Source organism: Acidobacteriota bacterium, from assembly GCA_038040445.1.
GTDB classification, from domain to species: Bacteria; Acidobacteriota; Blastocatellia; order UBA7656; family UBA7656; genus Onstottus_A; species Onstottus_A frigus.
This window is the reverse complement of sequence record JBBPIG010000050.1, coordinates 1-21,409: the sequence shown is the minus strand read 5'-3', so window position 1 is coordinate 21,409 and position 21,409 is coordinate 1. Positions and strand designations below refer to the sequence as shown.

Sequence of the window (21,409 nt, the reverse complement as noted above, 5' to 3'; positions counted from 1 at the left end):
TGGCTTTCGGGGAAGAAGGCGGAACTAGCGGCACGAGTGAGAAGCATCGGTTCACAACCTATGAAAGAGACAACGAGACGAGCACCGATTACGCGACAAACAGACAATACTCACAGGGCTCCGGCCGCTTCAACCGCCCAGATCCCATTGGCGGAAGCGCAACAGATCCTCAGAGTCTGAACCGTTATGCATACTCCGGCAACGATCCAATCAACTTGATCGACCCATCGGGGCTGGCGAGCGAAACGGTTTGGCGGCTGTATCGTGGAACGTTCCTGGGGGCCGGTGGCTTTAGTCCCGGCGCGGGTATGATGCCAGATGCTGAGACGTGGGGTTATCGCCTAGGCTCATTACCGGGCTTCGGAACAGTGTGGGGGAGCATGAGCGAGCTAGAGGAGTGGCGATATGACGTGCTGGTACAGACAGGATGGAAATATGACCCCGCTTTTCCAGAGAACTTTCGAAGCAATGATGATGAGGAGGCGCCGGAAACCGTGGGGCCGACAGACCCATGTTCCGGAGTTAGCTTCGGCGCGCTAGACTATAGCAAGGTAAGCAAATACTACAAAGGCAAAAAAGGTGTGGCTGAATCCGGTAAAGACCACATTATGAGGAACCACATCGACGCTGTACCGAATAAGAGCCGATATGAGACTGATCCGCCGCAAGGTCACGATGCTATGTTCCTGCAGGTGATGTTCTACAATTTGATTACTTTCGTCCTTGGCACGCGATCCGACACCTTTAACAAGAAGAATGAGCTCGTAGGTATCACATTTACATTTCACTTTCCTGCGATACCGGTACACCCGGTCTACAAAACGAAAGGACAAGGTTGGATAGGAAGGGACCTATATGGCAACACAACTCTGCAAAACAATCTTCACCTTGACGCTGATTGCAAGACCGTCCGGAATTCCTATCCTGGAAGACCATAACTTTTGGCGGTCAGTATCAAGCTGCGCAACTTGTGCCATAAGGAGAACTCCGATGGTCGAAGAGACTTCAAAGACTACGCCCGAAGACCTGTCTGAGCCGAGCATGCAGTCGATTATGCTGGTGGCTGATACAGAAGCTTTTGCTGAAAGGGGAGAAACATCGAAACAGGATCGCACACTAGACATCCGTCTGACGTATCCCGAGTGGCTTGCGCTCTATTTCGATGCCCTGGGGCTCGATAAGACGGCCTTTGATCAGATGAAAGCGGAGAGATATTCTTCATCGGATGGCGTTATCGCCATACTCATCGAATTTGACGATGAGATTCCTGGCTTCCCGATGTTATCGCGGATACGTGGTCCGTACCATGATGCAGTCTTTGAAGTTAATGAGATTGAGAGTCTCCGAGAGGAGTGCTCGCGAGTTAAGGGCAGCACTTCCAACACGCTGGCATTGCAAGGAATAGAAAAGTTATTAATCATCTCAGAACAAGCACGCTCGCTTGGATTGATCATATACTTTGTGAGCAACTACTAAGCTCTGGAATTCCAACGCAGGGCTCCTGCCGGCATAATAACTCACAACTAGCTGAAGATTTGATCCACGAGATGTTTCACGCGGCGGGCCTGCACGCATCTAAATCAGTAGGATGGTGGCACCCGACTGACCTTCCGCAGGTTCCATGGAGCGAGATTCAGAAGCACTGCGCGGGCCGTGTAAAATAATTCAAGATTGCCGACTGCGTGAAAATGAGGAGAGACATGACGAAGTACGAAAGTCGAAAGCGGTTGAAGAAGTTAATACTCCAACGGAAATCGCTGCTAGTTGGCTATGCACTTTTTGACGTCGTCTGGACGTATGTTAGTACAAGCCACGATCAAACCAATGCGATTTTAGAAGCCTCCGCCAGCGGCTCGGATCTTGATTTCATGTATAGCCCGCTCCAATTAACTGTACTCGGCCCCGGCATTCTATTACTTGCGTCCATATCTCTATGGCTAGCTCGGCCATGGTCCTACCTTGTCGCGATAACAGCCAGTGGATGGCTGCTATACAGAGGCGTCGTCAAATGGGGAGGAATAGCCTCGGCTCTAAATCCAGAGGTACCAATGTGGTCAAACTCGGTCTTGAAGTGGTGGTGGACATATGGGGGGGGCGGGTGGGACTTTCCGCGGTTCATTCTAGCTGGCCTCATAATCATCTATGCTACCACTGCATTGATCCGCCGTTCAGCGTATAACAATTCGCTCGACAAAGGGTCCCGTGCTGCTCTGAAGTAAAAACAACTGCACTGCAACTGCAAAGGGGTCAGGCCCGCCATTTTGCCCTTTGTCACGTGTGATGGACTCTCGAAAAAGTTCGCCGCTGCCTTGACGAAGGGCATCGTCGGTCCGGTGGGGCAGAGCGGCATTAAGGACCCAATCTTCAGAGCCAGTGCAGCTATGATTTCAACACCAGCTTCCTCAACGCGAATGCTAACCCGACACTTCTCGGATGGCGATCTGTGAAATCTATGTCACTTAACACCGGTCAAACGCATAACCTGAAGCCAAAGCCTATGGCACTTGCCTTACCACTCGTCACCGTCCCTACGGCTTTACCTGCTTCACGCGATCGATCCCCGCGCGTGCGGTTTCATCCCGTTGGCCGGACGCTTGATAAGCCTGCTGGTATGCTGCCAGCGCTTTGTCGTATTGCTTGTCGCTTTCGTAAACGTAGCCCAGCTCCAGAAGCGCAGCCATGTTGGTCGGCGCGAGCTTGACTGTCTTCTCCAGCGCTTCGGCTGCCGGCTTCCACTGTGAGGAGCGCGAGAAAGCTACGCCAAGGTTGTACCAGGCGCCGCCAGAGTCGGCGTGAGCGCGCGCGAACTTATCCAACAGCGGGGCGGCCTTCGCATACTGTTTGTCGATCAAGTAGGCCTGGCCCAAGAGCCCCCACGCGCGCTCATCGTCGCGTACCGCGATCAGCCGCTCGCCGATTGAGATGACCTGCCTGGCAATCGCCGGATTCTGGCGAACCTGCGAAAAGTAAATGTCGGCGAGAAGCGTGAGCGAGTCTGGATCTTTCGGATCGATGGCCAGGCTTTGGTTGAGCGCAGCGACGGCTTGATCGCCGTGCCCAAGTTTGTTCTGCGCGAAGCCAATGTAGTAGTAGTTTGTTGCGTTGGTTTTCATCTCAGCGGCCGCGGCTGTCAACGCGGGGATAGCGTCGCTGAAGCGATTGGTGAAGATGTAGCTGCGGCCCAACGCGGCGCGAGCGGTACTGTCCACCTTTTGCTGCGTTTTCTCTGAAAGCGTGATGTAGCGAGCAATCGCCGGAATCGCCTTGTCGTATTGCTTCATTTGATAATAGGACATCCCGATGAAGTAGTTGCCGGTAACCTGAGCCTTGTCGTCCTTTTCAGCGCTCTTGATGTAATTCTGAAACGCATCGATCGCATTGTCATAGCTCTGGAGCTGAAAGTGGCCGGCGCCGATGTAGTACCACGATTGCCAGGCGTCAGGATTGGCTTTCAACAGGCCGTGAAACTCACTGATCGCGGGACGGTACTGCTTCTGGTTGAACAGCGAAACGGCGTGATCCCAATCCTGCGCGGAGACGGATGCGGTAGATACCGCAATCAGCGCCAATGCTCGGAGGGCGGCGGAAAACCTTGCTCTCATATTTGATCCTCCCGTTGTAGGCGGCGTCAGCTATTGCTCTCGGTCCTTGTTGGAATTCTAGTCGCCTCCTTGCAGGCGAGACAAGACCATTGTCATTTCTTCCCAAAGCGTGAGACTCAGTTGCTCGGGTTTGGCGTTGCCTGAAGCGGTTTGCGGGCGTCCCGTTGGGGCATTCGTTTCGCGACTAGGCCCGACTTGCCAACGTCCGCGGCCATCCTGCACAATATCAGCCTCGCAGTGGAATGGTCGCACAGGTTTCTCGATTGTTAATGAAAATGAGGTCAGCAATGAAATTCATACCATCGCAAACGATGAAGGCGGCTGCAGTGTGTGTGTGGCTGGCCGTCTCAGGTTTAGCGGCGCTCGCATCGCCGGCGTACTCGCAATATGCTGGGCAGGGTCAGGATCAAAGCAAGGACAAAAACAAGCAAAGCGCTCCATCCGACGGCGAGCAAAAGGCGCTGGCGAAGATCGAAGCGGCGGCGGATGTCACGGCAAGGCTTGCGGCGGCCGGGGAGTTTATTAAGAAGTATCCGAAGAGCACCCTGCGATCGAAGGTCATCACCTACGTCACCCAGGAGGTTAACAAGATCCAGGATGGCGCGCAGCGAATCGCTCAGCTTGAGAGCATGCAGACGTTGTTTAAGGAGCCCAGCGATGCCGCCATCATCGATCCCATTCTAGTGGACTCATACTTCAGCTCTAACCGGTTGGATGATGCGTTCCGCGTCGCATCGGCTCACCTGGCAAAGAACCCAAATGACGTCGCCGTCCTAACTCAGACCATGATCGAGGGTGTTGAGCAGGCGAAGAAGAACAATTCGAAGTACGTACAGCAGAGTCAGCAGTATGGCGCCAAGGCTATCGAGATCATCGAGTCTGGCAAAAAGCCTGACACGTTTGATGAGGCGAGATGGGGCGAGTATAAGTCCCGATGGTTGCCGACGCTCTATCAATCGCTCGGTATGCTTTCTATCATGACTGGAAACAAGGCGGATGCGCGAGCCAAGCTTGATAAGGCTGTGTCGCTGGATGCCACCGAACCGTTTTCATATGTACTGCTTGGCACTCTGGTTAATGAGGACTACCAGCAACTGGCGCAGCAGCACAAGACTCTTACGCCTGGGCCGCTTAGGGATACAGTGCTGAAGCAGGCTCACGCGAAGCTCGATGAGGTGATAGATTTGTATGCGCACGCGATTGGACTGGCGCAGGGCAACGCGACTTATCAAAAGCTTCACGACCAAGTGCTCCAGGACCTCCAGGCCTACTACAAGTATCGCCACAACGGTTCGCTTGATGGTCTGCAGCAGCTCATAGATAAATACAAGAAACAGTAAGTCAAAGGCCGGTAGTTGGTTTTCCTTCGTTTGTTGCTTACAGACGGGATTGCCGGCTGCCCTCGGAGTCGTATTATGCCAGTGAGCAAAGATGAGTTCCGCATTGCGCTAAGCCGGTTCGTTAGCGGGCTCACTGTGATTACGACCGTGGGGAAGGACGAGAGGCCCGCCGGCATCACGGTTAGCGCATTCGCATCCGTCTCACTGGAACCGCCGCTGGTGCTCGCTTGTATTGACAAGCGCGCATCGCTTCACGACGACCTGACTGAGGGCAGTCACTTCGCGGTCAACATTCTTGCTCAAGATCAAGAGCACCTTTCTCGCCGGTTCGCTTCAAAGGATCAAGACCGGTTTGACGGCGCGGGCTACAGGGAGGGTGTCAACGGAGCCCCGCTGCTGGAGGGCGCGCTTGCCTACATCGAATGCCGCGTTGTACACGTTTATCCCGGTGGCGATCACACCATCGTTGTAGGCGAGGTCGAATCGACAAGCGTCGCCGATCACAAACCTCTAGCTTACTATCGCGGCGGTTACGCCCAGCTTACCTAGACACCGAGCAACTATGAATCCGAGGAGTACGCAGCCTCCGCCTGCTCCGATCTTTCCGCTTTTCGACACACGAGGGTAGTGTCCTAATCTTGTGTTGATATTCGCAAGTGCCCTGGCGCAAGACCGATGACGGGCGACGGAATATTTGGACTGCGGCGGCTTTTGTGCGTTGCCGCCGCTTTCTGTGGCTTCGCCGGGAGAACCAAAAGCGATGGCAATGCACAGACGCCACCGCAGTCCAAATACGGGCTCGCTTGCTAGTGTACTAGTCGACCAACACAAGATTAGGACACTACCCACACGAGCGTCCTCTTCATGACCCATGATTCCCAAATTCGGGTACCGCGTATTCGGCTCCTGGAGCCTATTCTGTGACTCTTTCCGACTTACATCCGCCGCAAACATTTCCATGACGACCTTCCTGTGAAGCTCTAGACGAAGAGGCATGACTCTGGCCGGCGCTTTGACATCTGATACCGGCGCGCCGTCATTTTCTCTTTGCCAGTGGCACAAATGAACGCGATCAGCGCCTTATCGAAATACAGGATCAAGAATGAGGTCAAGCCCGAGAAGGTGCTCGACCTGGCACTGCAGACGTGTGATGCTCTGATTGAAGCGCACTCGCGCGGAATCATTCACCGCGACATCAAGCCTGAGAACATATTGCTGACCGATCGAGGACGAGTGAAGCTGGTTGATTTCGGATTGGCCAAGACGGTTTCCCCACAACCGCGAGCCGGCGGCGCAACTGCCGCCGATAGTTTGACCGAATCGGGCACAGTAATGGGGACCCTTTCTTACATGTCGCCCGAGCAGCTTCGAGGAGAACGCCTCGACGAGCGCACGGACATCTTTTCATTTGGCATCATTCGAAGTGGCGGCGTCGATCCTGAAGGACCCGGCGCTCGAGATCGGCACGGTCTCTCCGGTTATGTCGCGCGGCAGTTCCTGACTCGATTACGCGCTTCACTTCCGCGAATGAGGAGTAGCGCTCGTTGCGGTCTTTTCAAGAAGCCGCGCTACCACAAAGGCAAGGCTCACGGCTAACAGCGCAAAAAACGCTCTTTTCATTCTAGGTTCCTCCTGTCTCGATTGGTCGAACTTGGTTTGGTGAAGAAACGACCCACACGTCACTTGCGATCATGACTATGAGCTGAATCCTAACGGTGCCGTTGAACAAGGCTGGCTGAAGATGAAGTCGACTTCAGTCGCGTAAGCACTGGCGCTATGGCACATGGGTCTCCGAAGATGCGGCCGCATTCTATTCGAATACGGCGGCGTTGTCTACAAGGAATTTGATAAGGATTATTGCCGCAGACTTTCCACGTAATTATTTCTCATGTATTTCTCATGTAGTTCTTAAGTACTTCTTATAGCTGTAGTTGCTTGACTAGCCATCGAGGGCGGGATATAAGCCGCAATCATTGCCGACGCTAAGGAGGGTTCTACCTACCTCCTGACCGAGGCCCAAACCCGAAAGGAGACATATCATGAAGACAGAAGAGAACGTCACGCACGACGAGCAGGCCACCATCGAAGAGAAGCCTGAAGAGAAGAGCGAAGGCGGCTTAAAAATCAACACCAACGTCAAGGCTGGGGGAGTGGTGATCTCCGACTAGCCGTGACCCATAAGAGGGAGGCGCAATCGCGGTTCCCTATTCTGACCGCATCACTGCCAAGGCCGACGAGTGTGCTTCATTCCTCATGGTCAAGGCACAAGCTGAAAGGAGAGACTCACATGAAAACAGAAGAGAACATCAAGAACGATGAGCAAGCCACTATCGAAGAGAAGCCTGAAGAGAAGAGCGAAGGTGGCTTAAAAATCAACACCAACGTCAAGGCTGGGGGAGTGTTGATCTCCGACTAGTCTCGACCGGTTAAAAGGGAGGCGCGAGCCTCCCTCGACTAGCCAGGAATTCACTCTGACATTAACCCGAACATCGTTCGCGGGAACCTGTGGGTTCGCGTATGAGTCTGACAAATAAGAATCAGAATACCGCTATACGAAAGCCCAGTGCTGCCAGCCCTTTCTCTCGCTCTATGCGCTCTCTTATTGCCGACGGTTTTAGGCCGTCAATTCTAGGATTGGTCTTCGTAGTGATCTTGTTGGGACTATGGACGGCCTGGCTCGCTTTTGCGCGCATCGCTTTGTATGAAGTTGCCGACACCGCGCGTCTCGAGGTGAATCAAGCGGCCCATCCTTTGGAAGCTTCCGTTGGAGGACGCATTGTAGCGGCTAACTTGATAGTCGGCCGGGAAGCTCAGGTTGGCGATGTGCTCATCGAACTGGACGCGGAAGCAGAGCGGCTTCAGCTTGAAGAACAGCGTACCCTTCTGACTTCGCTCCAGCCGCAAATCAAAGCACTGCGTGATGAGATCGCCGCTGAAGAAAGGGTTCAGGGTGGAGGCCAGCAATCAGCGGGGGTTGATGAAGCGCGCGTTCGTTACGAAGAAGCCAAATCGAGCGCCACGTTTGCGCAGGAAGAGGCCGATCGTTTAGCACGCTTGCACGCCAGCGGCGTCGTCCCTGAAGTTGATCTTCTTCGAGCTAGAGCGGAAGCGCAAAAGCGACGGGCCGCAGCCGATTCAATACGCCTCGAGATTATTCGCCTGGAATCAAATCAGCGGATCCGAGAGAGTGAGCACCAGGTCAGCCTGGAACGTCTTAGCCGCCAACTCGCGCAGCTCGAGGGGCAACTGGCTACCGGCGCGGCTTTAGTCAAGCGGCTTGAGTATGAAATCGAAAAGCATCACATCCGCGCGCCAGTATCCGGGCGGCTGGGAGAGACCGCGGATGTACGCGTCGGCGTGGTGATCCGAGCCGGCGATAAACTGGCAATGATCGTTCCACCGGGCGAACTCAAAGCAATTGCCTACTTCCCGCCAGAAGGAGCGCTGGGTCGCATTCGACCTGGCATGCCCGCTCGGTTACGTCTGGACGGCTTCCCATCAACCCAATACGGGAGCCTTTCGGCCACGGTTAGTAGCGTCGCAACCGAAGCACGCGACGGAAAAGTTTGGGTTGAATTTTTGCTAAGTGCGAACCCCCTGTCCGCGATTCCTTTGCAACACGGATTGCCTGGAACCGTAGAAGTTGAGATAGATCACGTATCCCCCGCGACTCTTGTACTGCGCGCTGCCGGGAAACTTCTCACCGGGCCGTCCTCTTCGTCAGAGTCTCACAACGAACAAGAGGTGCATAAGTGAGCGCCGCTTCCTCGACTGTAAAACGCGGCTTCCTCGTGCCCGAGGTTGTTCAGACATCGAGCATGGACTGTGGAGTGGCCGCGATAAAGTGTTTGCTCGAGGGCTTTGGAATTCGTGTCAGCTACGGCCGGTTACGCGAAGCATGCCAAACCGATGTTGATGGGACCTCCATCGATACGATGGAAGAGATTGTAAAGCAGCTTGGACTTGAGGCTGATCAAGAAATGCTCCCGGTTGACCATTTGCTGGTTGCTGAGGCCGAAGCCTTGCCGGCCATCGTGGTCGTCCGTCTGCCCAATGGGTTCACCCACTTCGTGGTCTTATGGCGCAGGCATGGTCGGTTTGTGCAGATGATGGACCCGGGAAGCGGGCGTCGCTGGATGACCTGTGAAGAGTTTATCAACAACTCATATCTGCACCTCGCGCCTGTTCCGGCATCGGCATGGCGTGCGTGGGCTGGATCAGAGGGCTTTCTTCGCACACTTCGGCGACGCCTGAAAGACATAGGAATGCAGGACTCCGGCAAAGCCCATATCGACGCGGCCCTGTCGGACAAAAGCTGGCACACGATCGCCGCGCTAGATGCTTCTGCGCGCATGGTTGCTTCGATTATTCGCTCAGGCGGACTGCGTCACGGCCGTAACGCAGCAAATGTTCTTGTTGCCTTGTTCGAGCAAGCAAAGGAAGAAACTCCAGGACAAAGCGATACTATCCCGAGCCCCTACTGGTTAGTTCGCCCCGCCAGTCCGGAGTCAGATGAGGAACTTCTTTTTCGAGGCGTTATTCTTGTGCGCGTTCGCCGCAGGCGCGCAGTGGCTCCGAATCAATCGGCAGCAGCAAGAGCTGGTGGAGCAGCCGAATCGCCGGCTCTTTGTCGCGAGGTTGCCGCAGCGATTGATGAGCGGCCGGCACAGCCGGGGCGTGAGATTCTGCGAAGGCTGCGCGCCGACGGGCTCCTTACGCCATCGGCCGTTGTGATGGCGCTGACTTTGGCGGCGATGGGCGGCGTTGTTGAAGCCATATTGTTCCGAGGATTGCTCGATCTCCGTCGCGAGTTGAGTTTGGTCGAACAGCGCTTTGCGGCAATCAGCGCGCTGGTAGTGTTTATGACAGCGCTTCTGTTTATCGAGCTTCCAATGGCGGCAGTGATATACCGGCTTGGGCGGCGCCTTGAAGCCCGCCTGCGCATGGCGTTTCTCGAGAAGATTCCCCGTCTCGGCGATCGCTACTTCCAGAGCCGGCCAACTTCAGATATGGCAGAAAGAAGCCATAGCATCTATCGCATACGCCTGCTGCCGGGTCTCGGTGGTCAGCTTATTCGGACGGTAATGGAGTTGCTAGTGACGGCGGCGGGAATTATCTGGCTTGATCCTGGAAGCGCGCCAATCGCAATAACCGCAGCGGCCCTGGCGGTAGCCTTGCCTTTGCTCGTGCAAGGGCCGATAGCCGAGCGAGACCTCCGCGTGCGGACCTTTACCGGATCGTTGAGCCGGTTTTACCTCGACGCGCTCCTGGGCCTTGTCGCGGTGCGAACTCATGGAGCGGAGAAGGCTATCCGACGAGAGCATGAAAGTATGCTCGTCGAGTGGGCACGCAGCTCGCACGCGCTTCAACGAGCCGTCTTATCGGTCGAGGCCTTTCAGTCTCTGTTAGGTTTTGGCCTGGTTGCCTGGCTTCTGCTCGCCTACTTGTCTCGAGCAGGTGAGGCGAACGGAGTGTTGCTGCTTCTATATTGGTCGCTCAATCTGCCTGTGCTGGGACAGGAGATAGCCCAGACAGCTCGACAGTATCCATCTTACCGCAATGTTACACAGCGTCTGCTCGAGCCTCTCGGAGCACCGGAGGAAGTATACGCCCAGGAAGCGGATTCCAATTTTGCGCTGGCTTCGACAGACACAACCCGAGGTATCGCCATTACTTTGCAAGACGTGGTCGTCCGAGCAGGCGGGCATACGATTCTCAAGAAGCTTGACCTCAGTGTCGAAGCGGGCAGCCACATCGCCATCGTTGGGCCGTCTGGCGCCGGCAAGTCGAGCCTGGTTGGTCTGTTGCTCGGATGGCATCGGGCCGCGGCTGGGCAGGTGCTCATCGACGGCGCGCCAATTGACGGCCGGCTACTGGACCAGCTTCGGCGCCAGACTGCATGGGTCGATCCGGCTGTTCATCTTTGGAATCGTTCTTTCTATGAAAACCTGCATTACGGAGCGCCAGCCAATCCGGCGCTTTCGCTTGGACAGGTCATTCAAGAGGCCGACCTGCGCCTGGTACTCGAGAACCTGCCCGACGTGCTGCAAACGCAGCTCGGTGAAGGTGGCTCTTTGTTGTCGGGCGGAGAAGGACAGCGAGTACGATTCGGTCGCGCGATGATGCGATCAGAGGCCAGGCTCGTGATCCTCGATGAGCCCTTCCGCGGATTAACACGCGAGAAGCGGCGCGAATTTCTCGCGCGAACGCGAGACCTGTGGCGGGATGCAACTATTCTGTGCATCAGCCACGATGTATCCGAGACCACTGGGTTCGAGCGAGTGCTTGTTGTAGAAGATGGCCGTGTAGTCGAAGATGGAGCACCAGGCGCTCTCGCAGCGCAAGCCAACTCGCGCTACAAAGCGTTGCTCGAAGCGGAAGAAGCAGTGTTGCAGAGCCTGTGGTCGGGAGACACCTGGCGCAGGCTGCGGCTTGATCGGGGCCGCCTGGTTACCAGCGATAAAGAACTGACTTCATGAAGTACGAGATGGACAAGCTAACCTGGCCGGCGTCCAGAATGGGCGACGCAATAGAGTCGCTTGCTCGGAAAAGCGGTATGTCTCCGCGGCTTGTAGACATGCCATCTCCTCCGGATTGGGTCGTGTGGAGTGAAGACGGAGCGCTCGGGCGATGGATTGAAGGGGCCGCTAGCTGGTTGGGGCTGGAGGCCGAACCGATCGAAACACCGTATGCGGAGATTAGCCATTTGATACGCCGCGTGGCTCCGGCGCTCCTTCCTTTGCCCGGAGAGGGTCAACCGCGATTCCTACTTCTTCTCAAAGGACAGCGGCGCTCAGTTACCGTACTGGGACCTGATCTTGCGATACATCGGTTGCCGGTTAATGACGTGCGTCATGCGTTATGCCACAAGATCGAGGCCCCTCTGGCCGTGCAGCTCGAGCAGATGCTCGACAAGGCAGGCGTACCAAAACGGCGCCGGGCGCGAGCCACAGAAGCGATACTTCGCGAGCGCCTCAGCAATGTCCGAACAGGCGCTTGCTGGCTCCTGCGTCTATCTCCCAGCGCAGACTTTCGGCAGCAGATGCGACAGGCACACTTACCGCGCCGCCTTCTTGCGCTCGTTGGCGCGCACACCGCTCAATACTTTCTGCTGCTCTTGTCCTGGTGGTTAGTGGGACAAGCAGCCTTCCATGGCCGTCTCGACCGCGGCTGGCTGCTGGCATGGGCCTTACTATTGTTGAGTATGATTCCGCTGAAACTGCTGGCAACCTGGTCAGCAGGAATGCTTGCCATTGACGCCGGAGGCTTGATCAAGCAGCGGCTGCTTTTTGGAGCTTTGCGACTCGACATAGAAGAGATCAAGCGCCAGGGAGTCGGTCAACTCTTCGGGCGAGTGATCGAATCAGAAGCTGTAGAATCGCTTGCCTTGAGCGGCGGGTTTGTCGGGCTCGTCGCGATGATTGAGCTTGTCCTTGCGGGGATGATCCTCAGCCTGGGCGCGGGCGGTTGGTTTCATGTGTTTTTCCTTCTCGGCTGGTGCGCTCTAGCTGTGCTTCTTGGTTGGCGGTACTTCAGAAAACGGAGCCGCTGGACTGACGCGCGTCTCGGTATGACCCATGAGCTTGTCGAGCGGATGGTGGGCCACCGCACTCGCCTGGCTCAAGAGGCGCCCGAATCCAGACACGAGGGGGAAGATCAGGTACTGGAACGCTATCTCGACATATCAAAAGATATGGACACGACCGCGGTGATGCAGACGCTTGTGCCGCGCGGGTGGTTAATTGTCGGGTTTATCGGACTAGCGCCCGCCTTTGTATCTGGCAGTGGCTCTCTGGCGATGCTGGCAGTGAGTCTGGGCGGAATTATTTTGGCATACCGGGCTCTTCAACGATTCGTTTCGGTTTTATCACACCTGGTGGGCGCCGCAGTTTCGTGGAAGCAGGTTGCTCCGATCTTTGAGGCCGCTACGCGCTCGGAGTATTCAGGACTTCCGGCATTTGATCTTGCGCTCCGCCCTGCCGCATTTGTGTCAGGAGACAGACAGGTCGTGATCGAGGCGCACGATCTTGTTTTTCGATATCGAGGCCGCGGGGAGCCTGTCCTCCGGCAGGTTGGTCTGCAAGTTTTCTCGGGCGATCGGCTGCTGCTTGAAGGATCTTCCGGCGGTGGCAAATCTACTCTTGGTTCTATTCTGGCAGGCCTGCGTAGCCCCGAATCTGGCCTTCTTCTCTTGGGCGGGCTTGATCGCGGCATCCTGGGTCCGGATGGGTGGCGGCAGCGAGTTGTTTCTGCGCCCCAGTTCCACGAGAACCATGTTTTTATGGGGACCTTTGCATTTAATTTGTTGATGGGCCGAGGGTGGCCGCCAAGAACTGAGGACTTGCAAGAAGCAGAAACGATATGCCGGGAGCTCGAGCTCGGCAGCCTCCTCGACCGTATGCCGGCGGGCATCCTGCAGATGGTTGGCGAAATGGGATGGCAGTTATCGCAGGGCGAACGCAGCCGCCTTTATATTGCGCGGACTCTGCTCCAAGGTGCTGATCTAATCGTGCTCGACGAGAGCTTCGGAGCGCTTGATCCTGAAACTCTACGCAAGTGCCTGCAATGCGTACTCAACCGTGCCCCGGCGTTGGTTGTCATCGCCCATCCATAGTTCCACGGAGCGCATTCGCGTCACTGAACGCGGGCCCCCTCGCAGGACTCCCTCCTCGCTGTTTAAGAGCCCTTCACAACCAAGGCGCGCCCACCGAGCTGCCCCTAACAGGTCCATCACCTTCAGCGGGACTTGGCACTATCCGTCATTGTCTTTACCGGCTCAATGAACTCGGTAAGGACGGCATTGAACTCTTCAGGTCGCTCGATGTTGGAAAGATGGCCCGCACCCTCGATTGTCCGCAGCCAGGCGCCGCGAATGCTGCTGCGCAGACTCTCGGCTTCGGCGACGGGTGTGAGCGTATCTTCCGAGCCAACGATGATCAGCACAGGAACGTCCATTCCGGGAAGTATGTCAGTTGAATCGCGACGTTCAGCCATACCGCGCTGAGCACCCGCGATACCTTGCGGCGAGTTGCCTTCAATCATCGTCCGCACTCTTTCGACTACCGAGGGCCGGCTCTCGAGAGTGGTACGACCGAGCAGCAAAGGAACCACGTCTTCGCCAATTGCGCGACTGCCTTCTCGTTCAGCTTTTCGCGCTGAGTTCAATCGCCGCTCGCGTGCTTCGTGTGTGTCCGCGCCGGCGCGAGTGTCTGCCAACACCAAGGCGCGCACCGCGTCAGGATGGTTTCGATAGAACGCCAGAGAGATGTAACCGCCCATCGAAAGCCCGACGAGCACGGCTCGATCAATGTCAAGAACCGCCATCAGCCCGCGCAGGTCGGCTGCCAACTGATCCATCAAGTACGGACCTTGCGGTGCGTCCGACTGACCGAACCCGCGTAGATCTAGTGTGATTGCGCGGCAATGATTTCGCAGCGCGGCCACCTGGTCGTCCCACATGGTTTGATTGAGCGGGAACGCGTGAAGAAAGATCACTGGAACGCCCACGCCCTCGTCGCGGTAGTCGATGCTGATTCCGTTTACTGTTGTCAACATTTAGACAGATTGCTGCGAACGCAAGAAATTTGCAAGACTCCCCTTAAGCCTTTGCTCCTTGGCAACTAATCGGCAGAACCGGTCTATCGGCGATATCGATAGGAGTTTGCGCCCGGTTGACACGCGGTTTCACGTGCTATACTCAGCCTCTTTCATGAGGCGATCTCAGTTGAACTTTGAATCCCACGGAGCCGAACCGGGTGACACTTTTCGCTTAAGCGGCTCCATTCGGTCGAAACCAGTAGCGAAACAATTTGGAGGTGGAATGAATTCGGTTCCTGGCAGGAGGTTCCGCAGAGTTCTCTCCTCAGCTTTGTCTGTCCTCGGAAGTTTCATACTGGTTATCTCTCTTAGCGGCTCATTCGACAACGCGTTAGCAGGCGACGATCCTGCGGTAAGCGGCGCGAGTTCCTCGGAAGCCAATTCCCTCGACATACCGGGCTCGTTCAAGGATCTCCCTACTGCCAGGGACATCGTCACGGCGAAGCGCTCACCGGAGCAAATCAGATTACCGGCTGGTACCGAGGGCACGTCGCCGCAGCTCGTGATCGACGCTGACAAAGTTGCAGCGGCGGCCGCTCCCACTTTCCTCGAAAGTGACCTGGTAGACTTTAATGCGACTGCGTATTGCTTGAAGGGCCGCACCGCTTCAGGCATCAATACCCGACCGGGTATGATAGCCGCAGACCCTCGAGTATTGCCGATGGGGACGGTGGTACACTTGCGCGCTGGACGGTACACCGGAACTTACACGGTGATGGATACCGGGAGCCGCATAAAAGGCCGCATCGTTGACGTCTACGTTCCCACGTTCAAAGAAGCGATGGAGTTCGGTCGCAGGCAGGTCAAGATCAAAGTCATAAATCGAGGCCCCGGTAAACGCAATCGAGCGAGTAAGAGCCTGGCGGCATCTGGCCTTTAGATCTGCACCAATAATCTTTCCCAGAACAACAAAAGCCGCAACTAGTGGCCAGTAACATTCGCTTCACTGGTAAAAAACGCGTATCGGCGCAAATCGGCCGAATCAGGGTCATCCGTGGTCTATGCGGCGCTGGCAATGCTTTGAGCAACACAGCGTAAATCAGTCTGTTGCTGCGTCTCGAAAGTTCTGATTCAGATCATTCTTTAAGCGTGGCGTCCAGCGAGCCGCGTCCTCCCGTGGCCACCGAAAAATATCTCAGCAGCGAGTCGCGGTATCGCGAGATCTTCTGCAGCGCAGCGTTTGAAGGTGTCGAGCCTAGCTCGGTGAGCAGAATGAAAGCTACACGAAACTGCTTCGGCGCGCTTACTACATCCGGGATGCGCGGTCCCTCCCGCTCCACGATCTGAGCAACGGAAAGCGTCTTGCGCACCGCGCTGGTTGAGAATCCGGAGACCGGAGATTTCGAACGGAGGATTTCTTTCAGTTCCGCGCCGGTGGAAAGATACGACAATTCACCTACTTCCTCCGCCGAACGCAACCCGATGAGGTACTGATCGAGCGGAGTGAAATAGTTCACCGCGGATTCAACTGTAGTGAACGTGCCACTGGCGTTGTCGCGCCATGCATTGCCCTCCATCAGCGACGAGAAGCTCCCTTCCGCATTTGTCCGCGTATCGACCAGAAAGCTCCAGTGCGCGTTTTCGCGGCCGAGAAGGTCATCCTTGATGTCGTGCTCTGCGTCGAATCGAACATAAGACAGCCACCGATGACCCTGCTCGTGGCAAACTATGCTTATCGCTGAGTTCAGTCCGGCAGCGTGCGCCTGAGGGTCCGAGGGCCAGTCCGCTTCGTTCCCCATAGTTATGATCGAAGACAGCGTCGCCGGGCTTCCATAGGCTGCGCCACGATCAAAGTTTAGCAAGCCGATTCCCTTAATATCGTTCCGAACGTTGAACTCGTGCGCGACGCCCAAACCATTGTCGTAAACAAATTCAGTCCAAATGTATGCCGTGTCAAAGCTATCGGAATGAGTGCGATAAAAGGCCCGAAGCAGCGCGGGCAGATCGAGGCGCTGCTGTTTCCCGAAAGTTTGGAAGAGCGGACCGGCAATTCTTTCAGCGGGCGGGCTCGAAAAATCAACCGGTTGTGAATCTAACGCGGAGTGACCGGGCGAGATGCCGGCCAGCGAGGCCTGCGCCTTCACTTTCCTATAGACGAAGGCGATTCGCCCGTCGTCATACAGCACGGCTTGAAACGTGCTGATGCCGCCGTAGGAAGGTTGACCCGCGCCGTTCCAGGTGACGACGTGCCGCCCTTCGAGCCGGTTGTAGTAAAGCTCTCCCGAATTGATCAACTCGAGATCGGCCCAGAGCGGCGCGATGCGTGGCAGCTCGCTGGCGAGCGCGGCCGGTGATATGCGAGCGGTGGTGTCCCCTTGCGTGAAGGTTATGTATCCGTTCGTCCCTATGTAGATCGTATCGTAATAAACGCCGTAGAAGGGAAACTGTGCGCCAATCAACGTGACATCGCGGTATCCGTTGTCGGCCTCGCCGAGCCTGTTATCCGCGCCGAAAAAGAATCCGAGCCTGTACCCGAAGTCTTTGCTGAACCCAACGTCGCCGCTCGAGATTCGATAGCCGTCGCCGTCAGGCGTGAAAAGGACCGAGCTCTTCTTGAGCGTGAACTGGGTCGGGGGAATCAGGATTGTGCCGTCATCCTCGACGACTGCGGTGTCGCCCACATCTTCAGCTAAAGGACGAAACTCCTGCGCTCCAAATAGAGCCTGCGCGGCAATGTTAGTGCCGTCATCCCGCCTGCTCATTTTGAGTGCGTTAAGCCGGTGATTGCTCAACTCGTCAGCGGCCCCCCTCGGATCATAACCGCAGTTGAACCGAGCGTTGGATGATCGCTCGGCTAGCTTGCCGTTTATGGTGGAATCGGCGTGGCCTGTTTTGGATTCCCTGACGGGCGCGGCGAGCACCATCGCGAGCAAAGCAATGGTCAGCACGTGACGGACGACCGCCGCTCGACGGCGTTGCGGCCGGCGCTTGAAGGCAATTGCTTTGTAACCGCTAGACAACTCTCTGACTCCAACCGGGGGGCTAGCATTAGGAGCTCCATTATATGAAGCAACGCCGCCCATCACAACACATGAAACACCTCATCCGCGTCCATCCCGAGCTCGTCGGCCAGAGCCCAATGATCTGAGTGAATTCGGCAGGTGGGTTATGAAGCTGAAGGCCCGACCCAAAAGACGTCAGGTAAATAGCCTGGGAGCGCAGGCATCCCTGCCCGCCTCTTCTAGCGCAACGCCAAGCAGGCAGGGACCTGCGCCTCCAGGAATATTATCCGGGGATATTGAAAATATTCATTGACATACTCAAAAGCCGGGCATAAGATAAGCCCGCTGTGATATATTCAAACCGGGTTTAGAGTGTAAACACTGTCCCAACTAGCATAGATTCAGAACGCGCCGTGGCTATCACAGTGGTCGCGGACCGCTCAATGGCGCGCGGAGAATCTTAAGTCTGCGACATTACTCATTGCGTCGCGCGAAAACGGTGGCAACTCGCATTGTTGTGAGCGCTGCAAGGGGTCCGGTTGATCCAAGCGCAAAATGTTCTCGTCTTGACCGCTAGGGAGGGTGCGCCGAGCAGCGAAGGTTAGGACTGGGGAAGGGCGGCCGCGGCGCATTCCCTTCTCTTTTCCACTGCATGTCCCATGAAGTCAATACTCCTGATAGAGGGCTCGACCTCGGTCGCAAACTCAATGGCCCGGATCTTTGAGGAACGTGGGTGGCAGGTGACCACCTGCGGTGATCAGGACCTCGCGATAGAGCGATTGGCCAGCAGCACGCCCTACGACGTCGTGCTCCTGGGCTACGACGTGCCCGGACCGAACGGAGTCCAGCTCGTCAGATTTATCAGAACGCTTGACCACCGCAGGATGACAGCGGTGGTGATGGTGACGGGCAGCAGTAAGGTGATCGAGGAGGCCTTGTCAGCCGGCGCCGATGAGGTTTTGCTCCAGCCTATTGAGCCGGCCGCTCTGGTTGGTGTTGTGGATAAGCACTTCTCGTAAGCCAAAAATATCCGTCAAGACTGTGCGTTCACGAAGTGTCATTGCTTTGCGTTTGCTGCGGGCGGGCAAGCAGAGGCGTGCAAAGAAGCAGCAGAGACTTGGTTGATGGTCAGCAGAGGTTAGGGCATTTGCGAGCGAAAGAAACTCTTTAAAGAAAACTGCATTACGCGGACTGCGATTCGCGTCATTCCTAGTAGCGAACAAAAGGGTGCGTGTTATTTGTTCTTCGTTGTCGGTAAAGCTGGCTGTCGGCGAGCTTCCTAATGAACAGCTCCAACGTGGATTCACAATCCAGCAGTTTGGCAGTCCTGGCGATCAGCCCGTTCCGGCTGATTACGACGGAGACGGCAAGGCTGACATTGCGGTGTACCGACCGTCAACGGGCTACTGGTACATCATGAACAGCTCCAACGGGACATTCACAGTCCAGCAGTTTGGCAGTCCTGACGACAAGCCCGTTCAGGCTAATTACGACGGAGATGGCAAGGCAGACATTGCCGTGTACCGGCCTTCAACCGGGTATTTTTATAGCATCAACAGCTCTGACGGCACAGTCAGAGTACAACAGTGGGGCAGTCCTGGGGATCTACCTTTGCCAGCAAGATAACTTCTGAACGACGAGTGTTCGAGGAGGAGGAAGCAATGAGACATTCAAAGATGGATAGGCCGGACGAGGGAGGCTCTCTGATGACAAGGATCGCCAACTCAAGAGTCGGTATCTTGTGGTCGGTGGTGGTCCTCCTAATCGGCAGCGTACTGCTGGCGGCCGCCGTTCGCGCCTACACCCATGCGACGCTGCCGGCTTCAATGGTGGCCCGACCCTCAACCACTTTACCGCTGGTCCAAAGTGGCGGGGCATCGCGCCTCGGACGGCTACAGACCAGACTGTCGTCCCAGCCTCAAGCCAATAGCTTGCGCCATAAACTCGGACAACGGTTTGTCGGTTCGGGTAGAGAGCGGACGATCTTGGCAGGCACTCTGACAATTGGCGCGGATCGCATTCTAGTGCGAATCGTCCGCACCCAGAACGAGGACGGCGAGGATGTTAAGATCGCGCTCAACGGCGGACCTGTCTCGCTGGCCTGGACCGCAAAGCAAGGGGCTCTATCGGCTAACCCCTCACCCACAGCCATCGAGCGCTCTTTTGTTGAAAGGCTCGCGCTTGATAGCCCGGACCAGTTCATCCTGGCCCAGTTGCGCGGCGCAAGCTACTACACCGTTGCGAGACAAGTGGTTCCCGAAGAAGCGCTCCAGTCTCAGGGCTATAGTGGGCCGGCCTGGGGTGTCGTAAGGGTCGACGAACCAAACAGAACAGGGTTGACCAAGCCGGAAAGCTCGTGGCGGATGTTCTACCTCAATTCAGAGACCGGACTGCTGGAACGCATCATCTCAAGCGAACAAGGACAACCCATCATGGCTGAGCTTCTCGAATGGAGCGGTCGGCAGGGCGAACTAGCGCCTGGTCGAATCAGGTGGAGCAGAAACAAGCAGGTGATCATGGAGCTTGTGTTCACTTCCTTTGCTTACGGATCTAGGTAAGGGATCGGGCTATTTAGAACCAACTCTCTCGGAGCAGGGGGCTTTGATTATGAGATTGCAAAGATACGTTCGTACTCTGTGGATGACAGCGATTGCACTGTGCTGCGCGATAGTTGTTGCGCAGGCTCAACAGCTCGATCCCGCCGCAAAGCCGGATCGCGGAATGGGTGGAAACGGTTCTTTTGCAGTCTCCGACATAGAGACTGTCAACCTAACGAACGGCAACGTGAACATCTCAATCCCTCTCGCCTCCTTGCCTCCCATAGCTGGTGGAAAGCTCTCCTGGTCAATTCGCGCCAACTACAACAGCAAGCTATGGGATATGAAATCCTTCAAGATGCAGCCGGATTCGAATCATGCACGGCCCTGGGAGTACTACGTGAATCAGCGAAGCGACGACGGGGGTTGGCTAATCCAAGTCGGGTACGGTTTAGAGCAGCTCTTCGCTGATTATGACGCAGAAGTTGATTGCGGTGAGTGCTTGCCAGATGATCTGGCATGTCTCGCGGCGCGTGCGCAGTGCCAGGCTGCCTTTGTTTATCGATACAAAATGGTGCTCCACACACCGGATGGAGCAACTCACGAACTGCGTTCTCCTGAGGGCCAGGTCTATACCGGCGTTGGCAATCAGACCTGGCGCCAGGGCTTCTACCAGAACACCCCCTACAACACCGGCCAGCCTATGCGCTACTACTCCTACGACGGAAGCTTTTTGTGGGCTGTCATATACCCGTTGGGAGGCCCGATCGGATGGGAAGTGTATATGCAGGATGGTACGAAGATAACCCAATTCGGAGCGCAATCGACCTATGCCCAACAAATAACGGACACAAACGGGAACAGCATAGGGATCAATTCCACTACCAACTTGGCGGGAGATGTTACCACCACCTGTACGGATGTGCAGACCGGGCGACAAATAAGCTACACCCATATTGCGGCGAATGACACTGGTCTCGTGCAGTACAAGACGGTTGGCGGAATCTCGCAGACCACCACCGTCAACTTCGCAAACAAGACGCTCACCGGCAAGGCGATCAATGCAGGTGATCGCTTATGCGGCAACTGGGGGACAATTCTCGGTGAAGAGTTTAAGGTCATTACTTCAATAGTGCTCCCACAAACGGAGCCCAACATTACAAGGCAGATCAGTTTCGACTATAACTCAGACACGATCGACACGATCAGCCCCCCAATAGAATTCAGAAGTTATTGCGGTGAGCCGGTTGAGTACATTTCTGAAGCGTCTCGCGGACTAGGAGAACTAAGCCGGATAACCCTACCCTGGGGCGCCTCCGCCGAGTATGTCTACAAGCAAGATGGAAACCAAACCGGCCCGCTCGGCTTATCCAACAATCGCTTTGCGTGCA

Annotated in this window: 18 protein-coding genes; 15 read left to right on the top strand and 3 right to left on the bottom strand. The window is 55.9% G+C overall.

Annotated features, from left to right (window positions below; genetic code table 11):
- The coding region (locus AABO57_28045) for an RHS repeat-associated core domain-containing protein (GenBank protein ID MEK6289585.1) at nucleotides 1–938 on the top strand (938 nt) is incomplete at its 5' end.
- A 52-nt stretch (nucleotides 939–990) separates the two neighbouring features.
- Nucleotides 991–1,476 carry a hypothetical protein gene (locus tag AABO57_28040; protein MEK6289584.1) on the top strand — a complete coding sequence of 162 codons (486 nt, stop codon included), beginning with the start codon at nucleotides 991–993 and terminating at the stop codon, nucleotides 1,474–1,476.
- A 1,052-nt stretch (nucleotides 1,477–2,528) separates the two neighbouring features.
- Here AABO57_28040 and AABO57_28035 read toward each other — a convergent pair.
- Complete coding sequence (locus AABO57_28035; GenBank protein MEK6289583.1) at nucleotides 2,529–3,602, bottom strand: tetratricopeptide repeat protein; 1,074 nt, start codon at nucleotides 3,600–3,602, stop codon at nucleotides 2,529–2,531.
- 287 nt (nucleotides 3,603–3,889) lie between these two features.
- Between AABO57_28035 and AABO57_28030 the strand changes: the two genes are divergently transcribed.
- From AABO57_28030 to AABO57_27995, 8 genes are all read left to right on the top strand, one after another.
- Entirely contained in the window at nucleotides 3,890–4,942 is a 1,053-nt protein-coding gene (locus AABO57_28030) for a hypothetical protein (GenBank protein ID MEK6289582.1), read from the top strand.
- A gap of 75 nt (nucleotides 4,943–5,017) precedes the next feature.
- A complete protein-coding gene (locus tag AABO57_28025) occupies nucleotides 5,018–5,491 on the top strand; it encodes a flavin reductase family protein (protein ID MEK6289581.1) in 474 nt (157 codons plus the stop codon).
- A gap of 513 nt (nucleotides 5,492–6,004) precedes the next feature.
- Nucleotides 6,005–6,538, top strand: coding sequence for a serine/threonine-protein kinase (locus AABO57_28020; protein MEK6289580.1), 534 nt, complete (start codon nucleotides 6,005–6,007; stop codon nucleotides 6,536–6,538).
- A gap of 443 nt (nucleotides 6,539–6,981) precedes the next feature.
- Complete coding sequence (locus AABO57_28015) at nucleotides 6,982–7,110, top strand: hypothetical protein (GenBank protein ID MEK6289579.1); 129 nt, start codon at nucleotides 6,982–6,984, stop codon at nucleotides 7,108–7,110.
- 119 nt (nucleotides 7,111–7,229) lie between these two features.
- On the top strand, nucleotides 7,230–7,358 hold the full coding sequence (locus AABO57_28010) for a hypothetical protein (protein ID MEK6289578.1): 129 nt from the start codon (nucleotides 7,230–7,232) through the stop codon (nucleotides 7,356–7,358).
- A 239-nt stretch (nucleotides 7,359–7,597) separates the two neighbouring features.
- A complete protein-coding gene (locus tag AABO57_28005) occupies nucleotides 7,598–8,698 on the top strand; it encodes an HlyD family efflux transporter periplasmic adaptor subunit (protein MEK6289577.1) in 1,101 nt (366 codons plus the stop codon).
- Nucleotides 8,695–11,421, top strand: coding sequence for an ATP-binding cassette domain-containing protein (locus AABO57_28000; GenBank protein MEK6289576.1), 2,727 nt, complete (start codon nucleotides 8,695–8,697; stop codon nucleotides 11,419–11,421). Before AABO57_28005 ends, AABO57_28000 begins: the two co-directional genes overlap by 4 nt.
- Before the next feature lie 8 nt (nucleotides 11,422–11,429).
- Complete coding sequence (locus AABO57_27995) at nucleotides 11,430–13,556, top strand: ABC transporter ATP-binding protein (GenBank protein MEK6289575.1); 2,127 nt, start codon at nucleotides 11,430–11,432, stop codon at nucleotides 13,554–13,556.
- Nucleotides 13,557–13,678: 122 nt separating this feature from the next.
- Here the strand turns inward: AABO57_27995 and AABO57_27990 are convergent, their stop codons facing one another.
- Nucleotides 13,679–14,497: an alpha/beta hydrolase gene (locus AABO57_27990; GenBank protein ID MEK6289574.1), complete on the bottom strand. Its 819-nt coding sequence runs from the start codon at nucleotides 14,495–14,497 to the stop codon at nucleotides 13,679–13,681.
- Between the two features lie 265 nt (nucleotides 14,498–14,762).
- On the opposite strand from AABO57_27990, the gene AABO57_27985 reads away from it, so the two are divergent.
- Complete coding sequence (locus AABO57_27985) at nucleotides 14,763–15,419, top strand: 3D domain-containing protein (protein MEK6289573.1); 657 nt, start codon at nucleotides 14,763–14,765, stop codon at nucleotides 15,417–15,419.
- 196 nt (nucleotides 15,420–15,615) lie between these two features.
- Here AABO57_27985 and AABO57_27980 read toward each other — a convergent pair whose 3' ends face one another.
- Nucleotides 15,616–17,499, bottom strand: a complete 1,884-nt coding sequence (locus AABO57_27980; protein MEK6289572.1) for a hypothetical protein — start codon at nucleotides 17,497–17,499, stop codon at nucleotides 15,616–15,618.
- A 641-nt stretch (nucleotides 17,500–18,140) separates the two neighbouring features.
- Between AABO57_27980 and AABO57_27975 the strand changes: the two genes are divergently transcribed.
- From AABO57_27975 to AABO57_27960, 4 genes are all read left to right on the top strand, one after another.
- Nucleotides 18,141–18,500, top strand: a complete 360-nt coding sequence (locus AABO57_27975; protein MEK6289571.1) for a response regulator — start codon at nucleotides 18,141–18,143, stop codon at nucleotides 18,498–18,500.
- Between the two features lie 229 nt (nucleotides 18,501–18,729).
- Nucleotides 18,730–19,107, top strand: coding sequence for a VCBS repeat-containing protein (locus AABO57_27970; GenBank protein MEK6289570.1), 378 nt, complete (start codon nucleotides 18,730–18,732; stop codon nucleotides 19,105–19,107).
- Between the two features lie 35 nt (nucleotides 19,108–19,142).
- On the top strand, nucleotides 19,143–20,039 hold the full coding sequence (locus AABO57_27965) for a hypothetical protein (protein ID MEK6289569.1): 897 nt from the start codon (nucleotides 19,143–19,145) through the stop codon (nucleotides 20,037–20,039).
- Nucleotides 20,040–20,088: 49 nt separating this feature from the next.
- Nucleotides 20,089–21,409: hypothetical protein (locus tag AABO57_27960; protein MEK6289568.1), on the top strand; the 1,321-nt coding region annotated here is incomplete at its 3' end.

Bases quoted from the DNA above. Each gene is read 5' to 3' on its own strand.
- AABO57_27975 (MEK6289571.1), top strand. From the start codon at position 18,141: ATGAAGTCAATACTCCTGATAGAGGGCTCGACCTCGGTCGCAAACTCA.
- AABO57_27990 (MEK6289574.1), bottom strand. From the start codon at position 14,497: ATGTTGACAACAGTAAACGGAATCAGCATCGACTACCGCGACGAGGGC.
- AABO57_28020 (MEK6289580.1), top strand. From the start codon at position 6,005: ATGAACGCGATCAGCGCCTTATCGAAATACAGGATCAAGAATGAGGTC.
- AABO57_28010 (MEK6289578.1), top strand. From the start codon at position 7,230: ATGAAAACAGAAGAGAACATCAAGAACGATGAGCAAGCCACTATCGAA.
- AABO57_28040 (MEK6289584.1), top strand. From the start codon at position 991: ATGGTCGAAGAGACTTCAAAGACTACGCCCGAAGACCTGTCTGAGCCG.
- AABO57_27995 (MEK6289575.1), top strand. From the start codon at position 11,430: ATGGACAAGCTAACCTGGCCGGCGTCCAGAATGGGCGACGCAATAGAG.
- AABO57_27985 (MEK6289573.1), top strand. From the start codon at position 14,763: ATGAATTCGGTTCCTGGCAGGAGGTTCCGCAGAGTTCTCTCCTCAGCT.
- AABO57_27965 (MEK6289569.1), top strand. From the start codon at position 19,143: ATGAGACATTCAAAGATGGATAGGCCGGACGAGGGAGGCTCTCTGATG.
- AABO57_28030 (MEK6289582.1), top strand. From the start codon at position 3,890: ATGAAATTCATACCATCGCAAACGATGAAGGCGGCTGCAGTGTGTGTG.
- AABO57_28015 (MEK6289579.1), top strand. From the start codon at position 6,982: ATGAAGACAGAAGAGAACGTCACGCACGACGAGCAGGCCACCATCGAA.
- AABO57_28035 (MEK6289583.1), bottom strand. From the start codon at position 3,602: ATGAGAGCAAGGTTTTCCGCCGCCCTCCGAGCATTGGCGCTGATTGCG.
- AABO57_28025 (MEK6289581.1), top strand. From the start codon at position 5,018: ATGCCAGTGAGCAAAGATGAGTTCCGCATTGCGCTAAGCCGGTTCGTT.